The organism is Pseudomonas gregormendelii (assembly GCF_017114825.1).
Taxonomy (GTDB): domain Bacteria; phylum Pseudomonadota; class Gammaproteobacteria; order Pseudomonadales; family Pseudomonadaceae; genus Aquipseudomonas; species Aquipseudomonas gregormendelii.
Genome location: NZ_JADEVO010000063.1, coordinates 1 through 18169, shown reverse-complemented (window position 1 = coordinate 18169; position 18169 = coordinate 1). Strand labels below are relative to the sequence as shown.

Here is an 18169-nt window from a genome sequence, read left to right as displayed (position 1 = left end):
GAGTACCATGCTGGCAGCATGCAGCTTGAACTCGCGGGTATAGACCTTTCTATCGTTCATGGAACCTCCAAGTTGGCGAAATCATATCGCCCTTAAGAGGTGTCCGGAATTATTAGACCAGTTCAGCCCGGCTCCCACAGTGATGTCAGCCGTACAAAAATGTTGCGTACACCACCAGTACCCTGTGGGAGCAAGGCTTGCCCGCGATGGCAATCTCCCTGCCGCATCGTTGTCGAATGTGCAGACGCCATCGCCAGCAGGCTGGCTCCCACAGTGATCTGCGCCGTACATAAATGCTGCGTCCACCAGCACTACCCTGTGGGAGCGGACTTGCCCGCGATGGCAATTTCCCTGCCACATCAATGTCGAATGTGCAGACGCCATCGCGGGCAAGCCCGGCTCCCACAGTGATCTGCGCCGTACATAAATGCTGCGTCCACCAGCACTACCCTGTGGGAGCGGGCTTGCCCGCAATGGCAATCTCCCTGCCACATCAATGTCGAATGTGCAGATGCCATCGCCAGCAGGCTGGCTCCCACAGTGATCTGCGCCGTACATAAATGCTGCGTCCACCAGCACTACCGTGGGAGCAAGGCTTGCCCGCGATGGCAATCTCCCTGCCGCATCGTTGTCGAATGTGCAGACGCCATCGCGGGCAAGCCCGGCTCCCACAGTGATATCCGCCGAACACAAGTGCTGCATGGTCATGTTCGCTATGGCAGCACATGTAAGTAAATGTATCATCAGCCTCAACAAGGCACGCGGTTGCTCCTCAATCATTGCGCAAGGGCATGATTACTATCACTCCAAAATCGCTTCCACCCCTCCGCCCTGCCGCTTAGCCTGCACACATTCCTCAATTGTTCACGAGACACCTCATGACTCCAGCGAACCCAGTGCCTCAGGGCACCGCGACGATGACCCGCGGCATGGTCCTGCTATTTGCCTTTTGCTGTGGCGCGATCGTGGCCAACATCTACTATGCCCAGCCGATCATTGGCCTGATCGCGCCGGACATCGGCCTGACCAGCACCATGGCCAGCCTGATCGTTTCATTGACGCAGATTGGCTACGCGCTGGGGCTGTTTTTCCTGGTTCCTCTGGGTGATCTGCTGGAAAATCGGCGGTTGATGATCATCACCACGCTGGTGGCCATTGCCAGCCTGCTGGGCGCGGCGGTTACCGATCAGCCGAACGTATTCCTGCTGATCTCATTGCTGGTGGGCTTCAGTTCGGTGTCAGTGCAGATCCTGATCCCCCTCGCCGCACACCTGGCCCCGGAGGAATCCCGTGGGCGCGTGGTCGGCGGGATCATGGGCGGTTTGTTGCTGGGGATCTTGTTGGCACGGCCGGTCTCCAGTGTGATCGCGGACCACTTCGGCTGGCGTGCGATGTTCGTTATTGCCGCGGTGTTGATGGCTGCAATCAGCGTCGTATTGGCCCTGACAATTCCCAAGCGCAAGCCTGATCACAGCGCGTCCTACGGACAACTGCTTGGCTCGCTGTGGACGCTGCTGCGTAATCAGCCAGTGCTGCGTCAGCGCGCGTTCTACCAGGGCTGCATGTTTGCAACCTTCAGCCTGTTCTGGACCGCGGTGCCGCTGGAGCTGGCGCGTAATCATGGATTGTCGCAAACCCAGATCGCCATTTTCGCCCTGGTCGGAGCCATCGGTGCAATCGCGGCCCCCATCGCCGGGCGTCTGGCTGATGCCGGGCACACGCGCATCGCCTCACTGCTGGCCCTGGTGTTCGCCAGCCTGAGTTTCCTGCCGGCCTTCATCCACCCGCTCTACAGCGTCATAGGCCTGGCGGTGACCGGCGTCGTGCTGGATTTTTGTGTGCAGATGAACATGGTGCTGGGCCAACGAGCGGTGTATGCGCTGGACGCCACGAGCCGTAGCCGCTTGAACGCCTTGTACATGACCAGCATCTTCATCGGCGGCGCGTTTGGCTCCTCGGTGGCGAGTGCGGTGTATGAACACGGCGGCTGGTTGTGGATCGTGATTGTTGGCAGCGCTTTTCCTGTTCTGGCGTTGTTGCGGTTCCTGAGTGTTTCAGAAAAACGCTCACTGGCAGCCGCGTAAAGCAGCAAGTGTTGCGGGCAGGCGCACCGCTGCCCGCGCGCTGGTAATCGCAATCATTGGCGAATCAGCTTTTCCATCGCAGCATCGGCCAGGAAGGACGAGCGGCTCTTGATGTTGTGGTCGCGCACGTAGCGATCAATGCGCTGGATGACGTACCCGGGAAGTGTCACGTTGACCTTCTCGGTCTTGCCCATGTATGGCGAGATATCCAGCTCCAGCATGCCCCACCCCATGTTTGCAAAGTCGTGATTACCACGGTGCTCGGCTGCGGAGGTCGGCATGGGAATCGTGTCCCCTCCACTGGCAATCTCCTGCAGCAGGATGTGGGCGATCTCGACCGCCGCATTGTAAGCATCTTCAAAGGTATCTCCGGCCGTCACTGCGCCAGGAATATCGGGGATCTGAATACCGATGGCGGTGTTCTCGTCGCCCCACTCGATACAGATTGGGTATTGCATTATGGATCTCCTGCGCAATTGGCCGTCGGGTAGTCGAGCCCCGCACGCCTCCTGATGCTCTTGACCCTGCCCACCGGCAAATCCTTTTTCGGATGCGGCACGGGGATGGTGTACGGGTTGTAACGGTGAGTGAAGACGTGATGACTGCCAGTAACCCGATCCAGCACCCAACCTGCCTCCTCCAGCTCCTTGATCAATAATCTGCTCTGCACCGCGAGCCTCGTTGCCACACCAAAATAAAGATAACCCTAGGGTTATCTTTATTCAAGCACAAAAATTCGAATTTTCACGGGCGGGTGTTTTGCAGTATGTGATTCTGGGGAATCAAATTACTGGCCGAGCGGCTATCAGCCTATTGGTGCGGGGTGGATGCAGTCGACTCTCCGTCAATACACCTCAACAAGCACTCAACCGTATCCTCCAGCGCCCCCGAGTTATCGATCACACACAGCGCCGGATCGTGTTGCGCAAGTACCTGTTCACTGAACCGCTCATTGCGCGCCAGCCGCGCATCGATCTCCTCGACCGATTCACGCCCGCGAGCCCGCAAACGCTCACGCAGCACGCTCTGCTCCACGGTCAGCAACAGGACAAGCAAATCCGGATAACGCTGCCGGGTTGCCGGCAGATGACCGCGCGAGCCATTGACCAGGACGTTCTGCCCTGCGGCCAGCCAATCGTCGATTTTACGGGGGATGCCGTAGCACAACCCGTTGGCGCGCCAGCTCAGGGCAAACTCGCCCCGGGCCTCGAGCCGGGTGAATTCATCCAGGCTCACGCCCAGCGCCGACTCACCCAGGGCTTCAGCCGAGCGGGTAATCACGCGCCGCACGATGCGGCAGTTACGTTCGGCCAACCGCGTTCTTGCGGCATCCAGCAGGCTGTCCTTGCCCGAACCTGAAGGTCCGATGAGATAGATCAACCTGCCTGCCATCCATTCACTCTCTTCATTTTTCGCAGGATTGGGTACACGTGGGGCAATCAAGAAGGCGACCCTGAGGTCGCCTTTGCGTCACTTGAACTGCCGGCCCAAACCACTGGGCACGCCGTGGATGTCAGTGTCTTCCCATGGACCATTCGGGCTGACAGAGCGGCTCCAGCCGTTGTTCCAGCGATAATAGGTGCGCTGGCGATAGAAGGTATTGGTCTGGTCATCGAGCACATACACGCCGAGCTTGGCATCCCAATGGCTGTTGCCACCCGGTGGCGGCGCGAAGCTCGCCGAAGTGCGCGGTACTGGCTTGGCCGGTTTGGCCGGGACGTTCGGTTTGCTCGGCGCAGGTGAAGTCGAGGGGGTCGGCTTGGGCTGCGATGGCGGGATCGGCGGCAACGGCGCAGGTTCGGGCCGCTGGACCGCACAAGCGCTTAACCCCAGGACCATACTGAGCAGGGTGATACGGGCGATGGCGGTCATAGGCGGTTCCTGTTATTTGTCCGGGCTGTCGATGGTCAGTTTTTGTGGCGCTGAGGTGCTGCTGGCCAGTGGCTGGCTGCGACCGATCCACTCGCCGGCAGTCGGTTGACCGGCACGGGAGATTCGCGCAACCAGTTGGACTTCAGGAAAGTTGGACAGTTTCAACTGCGGCATCATCGCGTCGGCATCACCCAGTTCGACGCTCGCGGGCAAGTCGGCCACAGTCAGGCGCTTGGCCGCCAAAGGTGCCGGAGGGCCGGACGTTGCGCGGGCAAAAATGAACACGCTGTCACCGGGTTGCACCTTGGCCTTCAACTCGGGGGCAAGGTCCACCGTGACTTTCAGCAGTGCCGCCTTGGCGACCGGCGCCTGGGCAACTTTGCCGCCGCCGGCTTCGAGTTTCTCGCTGGCCCGGGCGATCCCGCCTTGCAAGGCTGCACGGGAATTGTCTTCGGGCGGCAATTGCGCCAGCAGCCGGTTCCAGTAATCGATAGCGTCCTGATAACGCTCGCTCTCGAATGCCGCGATACCCAGCAGCCCCAGGCTGGTGACTTCTTTCGGATCGGCCTTCAATGCTTCGTCAGTCAAGGCCTGTACCTTGTCCGACCATTTCTTGCCGTCGGCGAAGTACTGCGCTTGCGCCCATTGGCCGAGCAACTCAGGTTGACGACCGGCCAGCGCCACGGTGCGTTCGAACATCTTTGCCGCATCACCAGGGCGGTCCTGGGCCATGTAGGTACGACCCAGGAAGTACAGGCCTTCCGCAGAATCGGGCTGAGCCGCGACCGCGCGCTCCAGGCGCGAGGTCATCTCTTCCATGGACTGCGGAGCCTGGGCGAATTCGCGGGTCAGCTCGACTTTGTCGCTGGCACCGAAGTGCAGGTACAGACCAAGGCCCAGCACCGGCACCAGAATCGCCGCCAGCAGCGGCCATGGTTTGCCCAGGCGCGAAACACGCGGTGCCGCGACGCCTTCGGTATCAGCCAGCAGCTCACGGGCCGCTTCGGCACGACCGGTGTCCATTTGCGCAGCGTTGAGCACGCCCTCTTCCTGCTGAGTTTGCAACTCAGCCACGCGTTCCTGATACAACGCGACGTTCAGGGCAGTACGATCCTCTTCAAGCTGGGCGCGACGGCCGCGCAAAACAGGGATCAACAGAAAACTCAGGGCAACCAGAAGCAGCAGACCTGCAGCGAGCCAGAAATCAATCATTCTTGGTTTTATCCAACAGGTGGTCGAGGCGCTCGCGTTCATCCACGGAAAGCGAGTCCGGGCTATCGGTGCGCAGGACGCGACGACGGCGAACTATCACGGCAATGATCACAAAACCGCCCAGCAGCAAGCCTGCGGGGCCGAACCAGAGCAGTGCGGTCTTGGCATTCAGCGCGGGTTTGTAGCGGACGAAATCACCGTAGCGATCGACCATGAAGTCGATGATCTGCTGGTTGTCCTTGCCCTCGCCGAGCATGCGGAAAATCTCTTTGCGCAGATCAGCGGCGATCGGCGCGTTGGAGTCGGCAATGTCCTGGTTCTGGCACTTGGGGCACCGCAGCTCCTTGGTCAGTTCGCGAAAACGCTCGCGGTCACCTTCCTTGGCGAACTCATAGGTGTCGATGGCCGCATGAGCCATCCCGGCCATGCTCAAGCCCAGCACTGCGGCGGCAATCCAGCGCTTCATGGCTTGGCCTCGTCGACCAGCGCCTGATACTTGGCGGCCAGTTTTTCGCGCCAGACCTGTTCGTCGATGACCCCCACGAACTTGTCGCGGATGATGCCCTTGGCGTCGATAAAGAAGGTTTCCGGTGCGCCGTAGACACCGAGGTTCAGGCCCAGGGTACCTTCGTCGTCGCGGATATCCAGCTGGTAAGGGTTGTGAAACTCCGCCAGCCACTTCAAGGCGTCGGCGTTGACGTCCTTGTAGTTGATGCCGTAGATCACCACGCCCTTCTCGGCCAGCTTGTTCAGTACCGGGTGCTCGACGCGGCAGGAAATGCACCAGGTGCCCCACACGTTGACCAGCGCCGGCTTGCCAAGGATGTCTGCCCGGGTCAGCGTCTTGTCACCCTGCACCGCAGGCAGCGAGAACTCCGGGAACGGCTTGCCGATCATCGCCGACGGCAGCTCGGCCGGGTCCAGGTACAACCCGCGGTACAGAAAAACCGCCACCACCAGGAAAATCGCGAGCGGCAGCAACATCAACCAACGTCTCATGCAGTGGCTCCCGACATGCCCAGCGCTTCACGCACGCGGCTTTTGACCTTGACCCGATAACGCCGGTCCAGCGCCGCCAGCAATCCGCCGAAACCGGTCAGCAATCCGCCGAACCAGATCCAGCGCACGAACGGCTTGACGTGGACGCGTACGGCCCAGGCGCCATCGCCCAGAGGTTCGCCGAGGGCGACGTAGAGGTCACGGGTGAAGCCGGCATCGATCCCCGCCTCGGTCATTACCGAGTTCTGCACGGTGTACAGGCGTTTTTCCGGATGCAGCACGCTGATTTCCTTGCCGTCCTTGATCACCCGAACGGTGCCCTTGTCGGAGGTAAAGTTCGGGCCTTCGAAGTGTTTGGCACCTTCGAATACAAACTGGTAACCGCCCAGGCTCATGGATTCACCCGGCGCCAGGCGCAGGTCGCGCTCGGCACTGTTCTGGCTCGACAGAACCACGCCCAGGGCACACACGGCGATGCCCAGGTGCGCGATCTGCATGCCCCAGTAGCTGCGGGTCAGGGTCGGCAGGCCCTTGATCAGGCCCTTGTGACGAGTCTTGTCAAAGATGTCGCGCACGCCGGCCAGCAACACCCAGGCCGCAAGCATGAAGGTCGCGATCACGGCCCAATTGAAATCGCCATAGGCAACGCCAGCGATCACGGCTAAAGCAGCGCTGCCCAGCAACACCGGAGTGAGCATGCCCACCAGCCATTTGACCGGCGTGTCTTTCCAGCGCACCAGCATGCCAATGGCCATGACCACCATCAGCAGTGCCATCAGCGGGATAAACAGCGCGTTGAAATACGGAGGGCCGACCGACAGCTTGGCCCCGGTCATGGCGTCCAGGATCAACGGGTACAAGGTGCCGAGCAGGATCATCGAAGCCGCCACCACCAGCACCAGGTTGTTGCCCAGTAACAGGGTTTCCCGGGACCAGAGGTTGAAGCCGACCTGACTCTTCACCACCGGCGCACGCAGGGCGAACAGCGTCAGCGAACCACCGACCACGAACAGCAGGAAAATCAGGATGAACACGCCGCGCTCCGGATCAGAGGCGAACGCGTGCACCGAGGTCAGAACCCCGGAACGCACCAGGAAGGTTCCCAGCAGGCTCAGGGAGAACGCAGCGATGGCGAGCAACACGGTCCAGCTCTTGAACACGCCACGTTTTTCCGTGACGGCCAATGAGTGAATCAGTGCGGTGCCGACCAGCCAAGGCATGAAGGAGGCGTTTTCCACCGGGTCCCAGAACCACCAGCCACCCCAGCCGAGCTCGTAATAGGCCCACCAGGAGCCCAGGGTGATGCCGATTCCGAGGAAGGCCCAGGCGACGATGGTCCACGGACGCGACCAGCGCGCCCAGGCTGCATCAAGACGACCGCCCAACAGCGCGGCGATGGCGAACGCGAACGCTACCGAGAAGCCCACGTAACCCATGTACAGCATCGGCGGGTGAACGATCAGGCCGATGTCCTGCAGCAACGGGTTGAGGTCACGACCGTCGGCCGGGATTTGCGGAAGGATGCGTGCGAACGGGTTGGACGTCAGGATCAGGAACAGCAGGAAACCCGTGCTGATCATGCCCATGATCGCCAGCACCCGGGCCAGCATCACTTGCGGCAGTTGCCGTGAGAACACGGATACAGCGAAGGTCCAGCCGCCCAGGATCAATGCCCAAAGCAGCAGCGAGCCTTCGTGCGCGCCCCACACGGCGCTGAATTTGTAGTACCACGGCAACGCGCTGTTGGAGTTGCTGGCGACGTAATCCACGGAGAAATCGTCCGCCATGAACGCATAGGTCAGGCAACCAAAGGCAAACAGCAGGAAGGCGAACTGTCCCCAGGCCGCAGGTTGCGCGAGGCTCATCCACAGGCGATCACCGCGCCAGGCGCCGAGCAAGGGCACTACCGACTGAACCAGGGCAAAACACAGCGCCAGGATCATGGCCAGGTGGCCCAGTTCCGGGATGTACAACCCGGCGCTATAGAGTCCAGCAGTCATCAGTTAGCCCTCTTTCGCAGGAGTAGGTGCCGACATGCCACTGTCTTTCAAGGCCTTGGTCACTTCCGGCGGCATGTATTTTTCATCGTGCTTGGCCAGCACTTCGTCGGCCACCACCACGCCCTCGGCGTTGAGCTTGCCCAACGCCACGATCCCCTGCCCTTCACGGAACAGATCGGGAAGGATGCCGCGGTAGCTGATGGTCACGGTCTTGTTGAAATCGGTGACGTTGAATTTCACGTCCAGGGAATCGCCGGAACGTTTCAGCGAACCGGCCTCGACCATGCCACCGGCGCGAATGCGCGTGTCCTGCGGGGCTTCGCCGCTGGCGATCTGGGTCGGTGTGTAGAACAGGTTGATGTTCTGCTGCAGGGCGCTCAGGGCCAGGCCGACAGCAGCGCCAACCCCGACCAGGATCGCGAGAATGATGATAAGACGCTTTTTACGCAGCGGATTCACTTGCCGTTCTCCCGGCGCAGACGACGCGCCTCTTGTTGCAGATACCGCTTGCGGGCCAGGATCGGCGCCGCCACGTTCAGGGCCAACACTGCCAGGCAGATGCCGTAGGCTGACCAGACATACAGGCCATGATGGCCCATGGCGAGGAAGTCGCCGAATGAAGCAAAACTCATCGTGCGGCCTCCAGGCTGTGCTGCACTTCGGCTTTCACCCAACTGGCCCGGGCTTCGCGCTTGAGCACTTCGAGGCGCATGCGCAGCAACAGCACCGCGCCGAAGAAGCAATAGAAACCCAGCACCGTCAGTAGCAGCGGCAGCCACATTTCAGCGGGCATCGCAGGCTTTTCGGTCAGGGTGAAGGTGGCGCCCTGGTGCAGGGTGTTCCACCACTCCACCGAATACTTGATGATCGGGATATTGATCACCCCGACAATCGCCAGCACCGCGCACGCCTTGGCGGCGCTCTCACGATTGCTGATGGCGTTGCCCAGCGCAATGAGACCGAAGTACAGGAACAGCAGGATCAGCATGGACGTTAGTCGCGCATCCCAGACCCACCACGAGCCCCAGGTCGGCTTGCCCCAGATCGCGCCGGTGACCAGCGCCACGGCGGTCATCCAGGCGCCGATGGGCGCAGCGCACTGCAGGGCGACGTCGGCCAGTTTCATCTTCCATACCAGCCCGACGATGCCGCACACCGCCAGCATCACATAGATCGACTGCGCCAGCATGGCAGCCGGTACATGGATATAGATGATGCGAAAGCTGTTGCCTTGCTGATAGTCGGGCGGCGCGAAGGCCAGGCCCCAGACCACGCCAATACCTATCAGCAGCAACGCCGCGATGCTCAACCACGGCAGCAGTTTGCCGCTGATGCCGTAGAACCATTTGGGTGAGCCGAGCTTATGAAACCAGGTCCAGTTCATTACTGTTTCCATCACGGTTGCTCTTCGCTATGAAGAGCCAAGGGTCTGCCTTTTTTTCAAAAGAAAACGATCAAAAAATGACCAGACCTCATTATTATTCGCCGACGCTGATCTTCAGGCCAGCAGCTATTGCAAAGGGTGTAAGGGTTATCGCCAAGGCGGTCAGGCTACCAAGCCACAACAGATAACCGGTCGCCGGCATGCCCATCAGTGCCGCCTGCAAGGCGCCACTGCCGAGAATCAATACCGGGATGTACAGCGGCAGTATCAAAAGCGCCAGCAGCAAGCCACCACGCTTCAAACCCACGGTCAACGCCGCGCCCACTGCACCCAGCAGGCTCAGCACTGGTGTACCCAGCAACAAGGAAAGCAGCAACACCGGCAGACAGGCGGCAGGCAATCCGAGCATTAACGCCAGCAGTGGTGCGAGCAAAACCAGAGCCAGGCCGGAGAAGGCCCAGTGTGCCAGTACCTTGGCTAAAACCAGAAGGGCCAGGGGGTGCGACGAAAGGACCCACTGTTCAAGGGAACCATCTTCGAAATCACTGCGGAAGAGCCCGTCCAGCGAGAGCAAAACCGATAAAAGGGCCGCTACCCAGACCAGTCCCGGAGACAAGGTTTGCAACAATTGAGACTCGGGCCCGACCGCCAAAGGGAACAGTGAAACCACGATGGCGAAAAATACCAGCGGATTGGCCAGTTCGGCCGGACGACGGAACAGCAAGCGCGCCTCGCGGGCAACCAACAGGCCAAAAACACTCATACGGCCCAGTTCCCCAGATCAATGTCGCGGTAGCCGGCCGGCATACGGCTCAGCGTGTGGTGGGTCGTCAGTACGACCATGCCGCCCTGCTCACAGTGGGCTGCAAGGTGTTCCTCGAGTTGCGCCACGCCCTGTTTGTCCAGCGCGGTGAAGGGTTCATCGAGAATCCATAACGGCGGACTGTCCAGGTACAACCGCGCCAGCGCCACACGCCGCTGCTGGCCGGCGGACAGGGTGTGACAGGGCACATCCTCGAAGCCACGCAGCCCGACGGCGCCGAGCGCCTGCCAGATGGCTTCATGGGAGGCAGGTTGATGCAGGGCGCAGAGCCAGCTCAGGTTCTCTTCCGGAGTCAACAGGTCCTTGATCCCGGCGGCATGGCCAATCCACAACAGGTTGCGTGCCAGTTCGTGCCGTTGCTCGCTGAGCGGCTGGCCATTGAGCAGCACTTGACCGGCAGTCGGCTGCATCAATCCTGACAAAAGCCGCAGCAAACTGGTCTTGCCACTGCCGTTGGGCCCGCTGATTTGCACCATTTCGCCACTGGCCAGTCTCAATTCGAGATTTTCGAAAAGCAGCCGAAGGTCTCGCTCACAGGCAAGGGCAACGGTTTGCAGGACTGGACTGGTCAAGAGATCACGGGCCTTTACGGTTCAAGTCGGCGGTATTGCGGCCGCTAAAGAGATGCAGGATAAATGCATTGGCGGCCCGTTATGGGGAACTGCGTCAAACAAATGCATTGTTTCGCGCGCCCCATAGACGACGGGGCGGCATTATACATGCCATCCCCTACTCTCAAGAGTGCAATTTCCTCAGGTTGTGACCGCGTATGACAGGCGAAATGAACATCCTCCCGATCTTGCAGAATGCGCCGGCCACTTCACGCCCGCAAACCGGCGGCGAACTGCTCAAGTTGCTGACACCCATGGAGGGCCTGATATCCGCCGGCCAATCCGCCAACGCCGAAGTGCTGTCACTCAAGCAGGCCGACCAGGCCTTTCAATTGCTGCTCAAGATCACCCTGGAGAACGGGCGCCAGACGACGCTCCAGGCCATCAGTGCTCAGCCTTTGCCCCAAGGCTCCAGCCTGGCAATCACACAACCCTCGGCGGGCAACCTGGCGATCACCCTGCAACAGGCCCTCGCCTCTGGCGCGGCCACCCTCACCCGCCTCGACCCGGCGCAATTGCCCGCCGGCACGCTGCTGCAAGGCAAGGTCCTGACGTCCCAGGTGCTGCCGCAGGAATCCGGCCAGCCCACGGTGTATCGCTCAATGGTCGGCCTGCTCAACACTGCTCTGAGCGGCAGTACCTTGAGCATCGACAGCCCGACGCCACTGCGCATCGGCACTTTGCTCAGCGCCCTGGTGCAAGACAGCCAGACACTCAAATTCGTCCCGCTCGGCAGCCGCTCGGAGCAACTGGCAGTGACCCAGCAACTGGCCAGCCAGCACAGCCGGCAAGGCTCCCTGGACGGCCTGCTGAAGCTTCTGCAGAACCTGCCCGCCGGGAGCCAGACCTCCAGCGACTTGCGCGCCGCTGCCGAAAAGCTGCTCGCTGGTCTGCCGGATATTCAGCAATTGAGCAGCCCGAAAGGCCTGGCGCTGGCCCTGGCGAACAGCGGCGTGTTCCTCGAATCAAAGCTCCTGGGCGGGCTGAATCCGTCGCTGGCCCCGGATATGAAAGGTGATCTGCTCAGGCTGATCGCCCAACTGAGCCCGGCCCCCAACACGCACATGAACGCGATCATTGCCGCCAACACCCTGGCCCAGGCCATGCCGAGCTTCATGCGCAATGCCCTGGGCATGCTCAGCCAGGTGAGCGCCAAGCCCTCGCCGACCAGCTTTCCGCTGGCCGATCGCCTGTTGCAGAGTGCCGAAGGTGAGGATGATCTCGAACACCTGCTGCGCTTGGCGGCCGCTGCAGTATCGCGCCTGCAAAGTCACCAGCTGTCGAGCCTGGAACAGACAGGGGTGACCGCCGACGGGCGCTTGATGAGTACCTGGCAGCTGGAAATCCCGATGCGCAACCTGCAGGACATTGTGCCGCTGCAGGTCAAATTCCAGCGTGAAGACGCGCCGGAAAAAGAACAGCCAAAAGATCGTCATGAAGAACGCCCACCCAAGCAGCAACTGTGGCGAGTCGAGCTGGCGTTCGACATGGAACCGCTGGGGCCGTTGCAGGTTCAGGCCCAGCTGATCAGTGGCAGCCTGTCTGGCCAGCTGTGGGCCGAGCGGCCGTACACCGCCAGCCTGATCGAAAGCAACCTGGCAGCCCTGCGGCAACAACTGCTCGATTCTGGCCTGAACGTGGGCGACATCGACTGTCACCTCGGAACCCCACCCCAAGGCCCGCAAACCCGTCTCGAACAACGCTGGGTGGATGAAACCGCATGAGCCATTCCGACACCCCACGCCAGGCCATCGCCCTCAAGTACGACGGCACCCACGCCCCGACGCTCACGGCCAAAGGCGACGATGCCCTGGCCGAAGCCATCCTGAAGATTGCCCGTGATTACGAAGTACCCATCTACGAGAACGCCGAACTGGTGAAGTTGCTGGCGCGAATGGAGTTGGGCGAGAGTATTCCGGAAGAGTTGTATCGAACGATTGCGGAGATTATTGCGTTTGCCTGGAGGTTGAAGGGGAAATTTCCGCAAGGGCAGGATCCGGATGCGCCGATGGTGGAGAAGGACGTGACTGCACGTGGGGATGATTATTGAGGTGCCGTTTGTAAAAGATCGCAGCCTCGTTTCACTCGGCAGCTCCTACAGTGGAACGCTTACAGTCCCGTAGGCGCTGTCGAGTGAAACGAGGCTGCGATCTTTTGATCTATCAGCTCTTGTGCAACTTGCGCATCAACTCCGCCTCGGCCTGGGTCAGGCCACAGGACGCCGTCAGCTCTTCGGCGCTGGCGCCCATGCCAACCAGGCGCGCTGCCTGGGCAAAGGACAGGCTCGACGGGTCGCGCTGCTCAAGCGCCACCAGCTTGTCCGGTATTGGCCCGACTACCGCGCGCAGTTCCTGCAGTTCCTGGCCCATGCGCACGTTACCGTCCTGGTAGTTCTCGACGCGTCGGGTCAGGTCCTTGATCCGCTGATCGCGCAGCGCGTCGCCCTCGACCTGTTTCGCCGCGAGCGGTTTTTGCGTACGCACGTACGCCAGGAACATTGCCAGGGTGCCTGCCCACAAAAGGAACAGGACAATGACCGCGACCTCAAGAATCAATCAGATGTTCTCCAGGTCCGACCATTCTTCTTCGCTCATCATCTTGTCCAGCTCGACCAGGATCAGCAGTTCGTTGTTCTTGTTGCACACGCCCTGAATGAACTTGGCGGACTCTTCATTCCCGACGTTAGGCGCGGTTTCGATTTCCGACTGACGCAGGTAAACCACTTCCGCCACGCTGTCGACCATGATCCCGACCACTTGCTTGTCGGCTTCGATGATGACGATGCGGGTGTTGTCGCTGATCTCGGCGTTCATCAGGCCGAAGCGCTGACGGGTGTCGATCACGGTGACGACATTACCGCGCAGGTTGATGATGCCGAGCACGTAGCTTGGGGCACCCGGAACCGGCGCGATCTCGGTGTAGCGCAGTACTTCCTGAACGCGCATTACGTTGATGCCGTAGGTTTCATTGTCCAGCTTGAAGGTTACCCATTGCAGGATCGGATCTTCAGAACCCTTTGCCGCCGTCGCCTTGTCATTCATACCCTGACCCCTCAAAAAACCGCCGTGGCGGTGTGTGTTCGGCACAGCGGCCCTCGATAGGTCGCTGCCTGTTTGTTATGTCGGTGTGTGGGCTGGCTTTTTGCCGCCCATGTGCCTTGCCCCGCCGCTGGCGATCAACTCCGCCAACTCGGCAACATCAAGCAACGCACACATGTGTTCAATCACGGTACCGGCCAGCCAGGGGCGTTGGCCCCGCTGGCTGCGCCATTTGATTTCATTCGGGTCCAGGCGCAGGGAGCGGCTGACCTGATGCACCGCCAGCCCCCATTCGTAACCCTGGACCGAAATCACGTATTGCAGGCCCTGGCGAAAATCGTCGCGGTAGCGGTCGGGCATGACCCAGCGCGCGGTATCGAGGACTTTCAGGTTACCGGCCTGGCTCGGCAGAATCCCGAGAAACCAATCCGGCTGGCCGAACAAGGGTGTCAGCTCATGGCCTTCCAGCGAGTAGATCGAGCCCAGGCACACCAGCGGCACCGCCAGGGTCAACCCGGCCACATCGAACAACAGGCATTCGAAGGGCTCGGCGGCCCAGGCGGGCCTGCCATTGCTGTCCGCCGGCGGCAGCCTGTTACCGGGCGGCAGGTGGACTTCGACAACCGGTGGAACCAGGGCCTGAAGCAGCGGCGCGATGGTCGACACGGATGCCAGGGCCAGCGCAGGTGCTTCTACCAGCACTACCCTGGCCTGCTCAACCTGAACCTCTTCAACCGCAGCCACTACCGGAGCAACAACCGCCTCTGGCTTACGCGCATCCCGGACCTGCTCTTCAAGCACTGCCGCCTGGAACTCGTCCAGAGTCGCTTCGACTTCGACCGCTTCAACAGGCGCTTGAACTTCAACCGGCAGGTCTTCGGTCGCGTCCATCAGCAGGCTGTCCAGGTAGGACTGCAACGCCAGTTGCGGACGTGACGTGATCTTGACCGGCCGATTCACAGACACACCTCCACCGTAGGAGCTGCCGCAGGTTTCGATCTGCCGATCTGGTTTTTTTCAAGGATGCCGCCAGGCAAGATCGAAAGATCGCAGCCTGCGGCAGCTCCTGCTGGGATCGGGTTCATCTACGCCACCGCCGGGACAAGCTGCTGCTCCAGCAAATGCTTGAGCAACGAGCGATACGCCAATACGCCGCGGCTCTTGCCATCGAACTGCGACGGCGTGAGACCGGCACGGCTGGCATCACGCAGGCGCGTGTCGACCGGGATATAACCCTGCCAGGTTTCTTCCGGGAACATGTCGCGCACCACTCGCAGCGTGCCAATGGACGCCTGGGTCCGTCGATCGAACAGGGTCGGCACGATGCTGAACGGCAGCGGCTGTTTGCGCGAACGGTTGATCATCGCCAGGGTGTTGACCATGCGTTCCAGGCCCTTGACGGCCAGATGCTCGGTCTGCACCGGGATCACCAACTGCTGGCTCGCGGCGAGGGCGTTAACCATCAGCACCCCCAGCAGCGGCGGGCTGTCGATGACCGCGTAATCGAAGTCTTGCCACAACTGCGCCAGACTCTTGGCGATCACCAGGCCCAGGCCACTCTGGCCCGGCGACTGCCGTTCCAGGGTCGCCAGGGCGGTGCTCGAAGGCAGCAGCGAGATGTTCTCATGGCTGGTGGGCAACAACAGTTGACCCGGCAACCCGGCGGGGACGCTGCCCTTGTGCAGGAACAGGTCGTAGCTGCTGTGCTCCAGGGCGTCGGGGTCATACCCGAAATAGCTGGTCATGGAGCCGTGGGGATCGAGGTCGACCACGACCACACGCTTGCCCGCCTCGGCCAGCAACCCGGCTAAAGCGATGGAGGATGTGGTTTTACCAACACCACCCTTTTGATTGGCGACTGCCCAGACTCTCATTCGAATGATTCCTCCCGGTCGAAATGCCGACCGAGAAATAGCTCAGCGTGTTAATGCGGGTGACGGAGAATTGACGGCGCTCTCTCGTCCCGGCGGCTTGACCGGTGCAGGTGCAGTTTGTGTGCCAGCACGCTTCAATGCAGCATCCGGTTGTGCATTGGCGGTACCGGTGCCTGTCAGGCTGCGCCGTACATCCAGGTTTCGTGACACCACCAGCACCACCCGCCGGTTGCGCGCGCGGCCTTCAGCGGTGGCGTTATTGGCCACCGGCTGGAACTCGCCATAACCCACCGACGCCAGACGCCCCGGGTTCACTCCCTGCATCGCCAGCATGCGCACGATGCTCGCCGAGCGGGCAGAAGACAGCTCCCAGTTGGTGGGGTATTGCGCGGTCCGAATCGGTTGATCGTCGGTAAAGCCTTCGACATGGATGGGGTTGTCGAACGGCTTCAGGATGGCCGCGACCTTGTCGATGATGTTAAAGGCGATGTCGCTGGGCATGGCGTCGCCGCTGCCGAACAACAGGCTGGAATTGAGTTCGATCTCCACCCACAACTCGTTGCCACGCACGGTCATCTGGTTGGAGCTGATCAGGTCGCCGAACGCGGCACTGATATCATCGGCAATGCTTTGCAGAGGGTTTTCACCCGCCTGCGCGATGCCGGCGTCGACCTGCTCGCTGTCCTTGACCAGAGGCTTGGCGGGGGTCACGGTCTTGGGGCGTTCATCGCCGATGGGGATGGGTTTCAGCGCTCGATCGGAGTCGTTGAACACGCCGATCAGCGCCTCGGAAATCACCTTGTACTTGCCTTCGTTGATCGACGAGATCGAGTACATCACCACGAAAAACGCGAACAGCAGCGTGATGAAGTCGGCGTAGGAAACCAGCCAGCGCTCATGGTTCACATGTTCTTCAGGTTGCCGGCGACGTGCCATCTTCCATAACCCCCATCAATCCATGAAGCCCTGGAGCTTCAATTCGATAGAGCGAGGGTTTTCACCTTCGGCGATCGACAGAATGCCTTCCAGCAACATTTCGCGATAACGCGACTGCCGCAGGGCGATGGCCTTGAGTTTGGCAGCGATGGGCAACAGCACCAGGTTGGCGCTGGCCACGCCGTAGATGGTGGCAACGAACGCAACGGCAATGCCGCTGCCCAGTTGCGACGGATCGGCCAGATTGCCCATGACGTGAATCAGGCCCATTACCGCACCGATGATGCCGATGGTCGGCGCGTAGCCGCCCATGCTTTCAAAGACTTTGGCCGCCTCGATGTCCCGGCTTTCCTGAGTATAGAAATCGACCTCGAGGATGCTGCGGATGGCCTCAGGCTCTGCGCCATCGACCAGGAGTTGCAAGCCCTTGCGCGAGTAGTTGTCGGGTTCGGCGTCGGCCACCCCTTCCAGGCCCAGCAGCCCTTCCTTGCGGGCGGTGAGGCTCCAGTTGACCACGCGATCGACGCCACCGGCCAGGTCGACCCGCGGCGGGAACAGAATCCACACCAGGATTTGCATCGCGCGCTTGAAGGCGCTCATCGGCGACTGCAGCAGCGCCGCACCGACGGTACCGCCGATAACGATCAGTGCCGCCGGACCGTTCGCCAGTGCGCCGAGGTGACCACCTTCCAGGTAGTTGCCGCCGATGATGGCGACGAACGCCATGATGATCCCGATGAGGCTCAGTACATCCATTAGACACACGCCTCGACCAGATGCCTGCCGATTTCGTCCAGGCTGTACACCGCGTCGGCGAGCTCGGCCTTGACGATGGCCATGGGCATCCCGTAGATCACGCAGCTGGCTTCATCCTGGGCCCAGATGGTGCTGCCGCCCTGTTTGAGCAGGCGCGCGCCTTCGCGGCCGTCGGCCCCCATGCCGGTCAGTACCACCGCCAGAACTTTGTCACCGTAGGATTTGGCCGCCGACCCGAAGGTGATGTCCACGCACGGCTTGTAGTTGAGGCGCTCGTCGCCCGGCAGAATCTTCACCGCGCCACGACCGTCGATCATCATCTGCTTGCCGCCCGGCGCCAGCAGCGCCAGGCCCGGACGCAGGATGTCGCCGTCTTCGGCTTCCTTGACGTGGATGCGGCAGAGTTTGTCCAGGCGTTCGGCAAAGGCCTTGGTAAACGCCGCCGGCATGTGCTGCACCAGCACGATGGGCGCCGGGAAATTCGCGGGCAACTGGGTCAGTACCCGTTGCAGCGCGACCGGGCCGCCAGTGGACGTACCGATTGCCACCAGCTTATAGCCCTTGCGCTTGGGGGCAGGCG

23 protein-coding genes are annotated in these 18169 nt (G+C 61.1%); 3 read left to right on the top strand and 20 right to left on the bottom strand.

What is annotated here, in order from left to right; genetic code table 11:
- Positions 1-878: 878 nt before the first annotated feature.
- Complete coding sequence (locus tag IMW75_RS25835; RefSeq protein WP_205894197.1) at positions 879-2084, top strand: MFS transporter; 1206 nt, start codon at positions 879-881, stop codon at positions 2082-2084.
- Between the two features lie 53 nt (positions 2085-2137).
- On the opposite strand, the gene IMW75_RS25830 is transcribed toward IMW75_RS25835, so the two are convergent.
- The 13 genes from IMW75_RS25830 to ccmA form a co-directional block, all read right to left on the bottom strand.
- Entirely contained in the window at positions 2138-2542 is a 405-nt protein-coding gene (locus IMW75_RS25830; protein ID WP_205894196.1) for a type II toxin-antitoxin system HicB family antitoxin, read from the bottom strand.
- Positions 2542-2754, bottom strand: a complete 213-nt coding sequence (locus IMW75_RS25825) for a type II toxin-antitoxin system HicA family toxin (RefSeq protein WP_205894195.1) — start codon at positions 2752-2754, stop codon at positions 2542-2544. The genes IMW75_RS25830 and IMW75_RS25825 overlap by 1 nt, the downstream gene beginning before the upstream one ends.
- A 140-nt stretch (positions 2755-2894) precedes the next feature.
- Positions 2895-3476, bottom strand: coding sequence for a phosphonate metabolism protein/1,5-bisphosphokinase (PRPP-forming) PhnN (gene phnN, locus IMW75_RS25820; protein WP_205894194.1), 582 nt, complete (start codon positions 3474-3476; stop codon positions 2895-2897).
- A gap of 78 nt (positions 3477-3554) precedes the next feature.
- Entirely contained in the window at positions 3555-3956 is a 402-nt protein-coding gene (locus IMW75_RS25815) for a hypothetical protein (protein WP_045061190.1), read from the bottom strand.
- 12 nt (positions 3957-3968) lie between these two features.
- Complete coding sequence (gene ccmI / locus IMW75_RS25810) at positions 3969-5168, bottom strand: c-type cytochrome biogenesis protein CcmI (RefSeq protein ID WP_205894193.1); 1200 nt, start codon at positions 5166-5168, stop codon at positions 3969-3971.
- Positions 5161-5634, bottom strand: a complete 474-nt coding sequence (locus IMW75_RS25805) for a cytochrome c-type biogenesis protein (RefSeq protein WP_045061192.1) — start codon at positions 5632-5634, stop codon at positions 5161-5163. Before IMW75_RS25805 ends, ccmI begins: the two co-directional genes overlap by 8 nt.
- The gene (locus tag IMW75_RS25800) at positions 5631-6167 is read right to left on the bottom strand and encodes a DsbE family thiol:disulfide interchange protein (protein WP_122837966.1); all 537 of its coding nucleotides are present in this window, start codon (positions 6165-6167) and stop codon (positions 5631-5633) included. The genes IMW75_RS25805 and IMW75_RS25800 overlap by 4 nt, the downstream gene beginning before the upstream one ends.
- Positions 6164-8167 (bottom strand): heme lyase CcmF/NrfE family subunit, encoded by a 2004-nt coding sequence (locus IMW75_RS25795; protein ID WP_045061194.1) that lies wholly within the window; start codon positions 8165-8167, stop codon positions 6164-6166. The genes IMW75_RS25800 and IMW75_RS25795 overlap by 4 nt, the downstream gene beginning before the upstream one ends.
- Positions 8168-8170: 3 nt before the next feature.
- Complete coding sequence (gene ccmE, locus IMW75_RS25790) at positions 8171-8626, bottom strand: cytochrome c maturation protein CcmE (protein ID WP_045061195.1); 456 nt, start codon at positions 8624-8626, stop codon at positions 8171-8173.
- The gene (ccmD, locus tag IMW75_RS25785) at positions 8623-8799 is read right to left on the bottom strand and encodes a heme exporter protein CcmD (RefSeq protein ID WP_008055370.1); all 177 of its coding nucleotides are present in this window, start codon (positions 8797-8799) and stop codon (positions 8623-8625) included. Before ccmD ends, ccmE begins: the two co-directional genes overlap by 4 nt.
- Positions 8796-9551, bottom strand: coding sequence for a heme ABC transporter permease (locus tag IMW75_RS25780; protein ID WP_045061196.1), 756 nt, complete (start codon positions 9549-9551; stop codon positions 8796-8798). Before IMW75_RS25780 ends, ccmD begins: the two co-directional genes overlap by 4 nt.
- Positions 9552-9645: 94 nt before the next feature.
- Entirely contained in the window at positions 9646-10314 is a 669-nt protein-coding gene (ccmB, locus tag IMW75_RS25775) for a heme exporter protein CcmB (protein WP_045061197.1), read from the bottom strand.
- The gene (ccmA, locus tag IMW75_RS25770; protein ID WP_122837963.1) at positions 10311-10946 is read right to left on the bottom strand and encodes a cytochrome c biogenesis heme-transporting ATPase CcmA; all 636 of its coding nucleotides are present in this window, start codon (positions 10944-10946) and stop codon (positions 10311-10313) included. The genes ccmB and ccmA overlap by 4 nt, the downstream gene beginning before the upstream one ends.
- A 197-nt stretch (positions 10947-11143) precedes the next feature.
- Between ccmA and fliK the strand changes: the two genes are divergently transcribed.
- Both fliK and IMW75_RS25760 read left to right on the top strand, forming a co-directional pair.
- Positions 11144-12709, top strand: a complete 1566-nt coding sequence (gene fliK / locus IMW75_RS25765) for a flagellar hook-length control protein FliK (protein ID WP_045061199.1) — start codon at positions 11144-11146, stop codon at positions 12707-12709.
- Entirely contained in the window at positions 12706-13035 is a 330-nt protein-coding gene (locus IMW75_RS25760; RefSeq protein WP_045061200.1) for an EscU/YscU/HrcU family type III secretion system export apparatus switch protein, read from the top strand. Before fliK ends, IMW75_RS25760 begins: the two co-directional genes overlap by 4 nt.
- Positions 13036-13147: 112 nt before the next feature.
- On the opposite strand, the gene IMW75_RS25755 is transcribed toward IMW75_RS25760, so the two are convergent.
- From IMW75_RS25755 to IMW75_RS25725, 7 genes are all read right to left on the bottom strand, one after another.
- The gene (locus tag IMW75_RS25755; protein WP_045061201.1) at positions 13148-13540 is read right to left on the bottom strand and encodes a DUF2802 domain-containing protein; all 393 of its coding nucleotides are present in this window, start codon (positions 13538-13540) and stop codon (positions 13148-13150) included.
- A complete protein-coding gene (locus IMW75_RS25750) occupies positions 13541-14026 on the bottom strand; it encodes a chemotaxis protein CheW (RefSeq protein ID WP_007946765.1) in 486 nt (161 codons plus the stop codon).
- A 75-nt stretch (positions 14027-14101) separates the two neighbouring features.
- The gene (locus IMW75_RS25745; protein WP_045061202.1) at positions 14102-14983 is read right to left on the bottom strand and encodes a CheW domain-containing protein; all 882 of its coding nucleotides are present in this window, start codon (positions 14981-14983) and stop codon (positions 14102-14104) included.
- A 125-nt stretch (positions 14984-15108) separates the two neighbouring features.
- Positions 15109-15897 carry a ParA family protein gene (locus IMW75_RS25740; protein ID WP_045061203.1) on the bottom strand — a complete coding sequence of 263 codons (789 nt, stop codon included), beginning with the start codon at positions 15895-15897 and terminating at the stop codon, positions 15109-15111.
- 42 nt (positions 15898-15939) lie between these two features.
- Positions 15940-16833: a flagellar motor protein MotD gene (gene motD, locus IMW75_RS25735; protein ID WP_045061204.1), complete on the bottom strand. Its 894-nt coding sequence runs from the start codon at positions 16831-16833 to the stop codon at positions 15940-15942.
- 15 nt (positions 16834-16848) lie between these two features.
- Positions 16849-17589 carry a flagellar motor protein gene (locus IMW75_RS25730; RefSeq protein ID WP_045061205.1) on the bottom strand — a complete coding sequence of 247 codons (741 nt, stop codon included), beginning with the start codon at positions 17587-17589 and terminating at the stop codon, positions 16849-16851.
- Positions 17589-18169: chemotaxis protein CheB (locus IMW75_RS25725; protein WP_272873882.1), on the bottom strand; the 581-nt coding region annotated here is incomplete at its 5' end. The genes IMW75_RS25730 and IMW75_RS25725, both read right to left, overlap by 1 nt.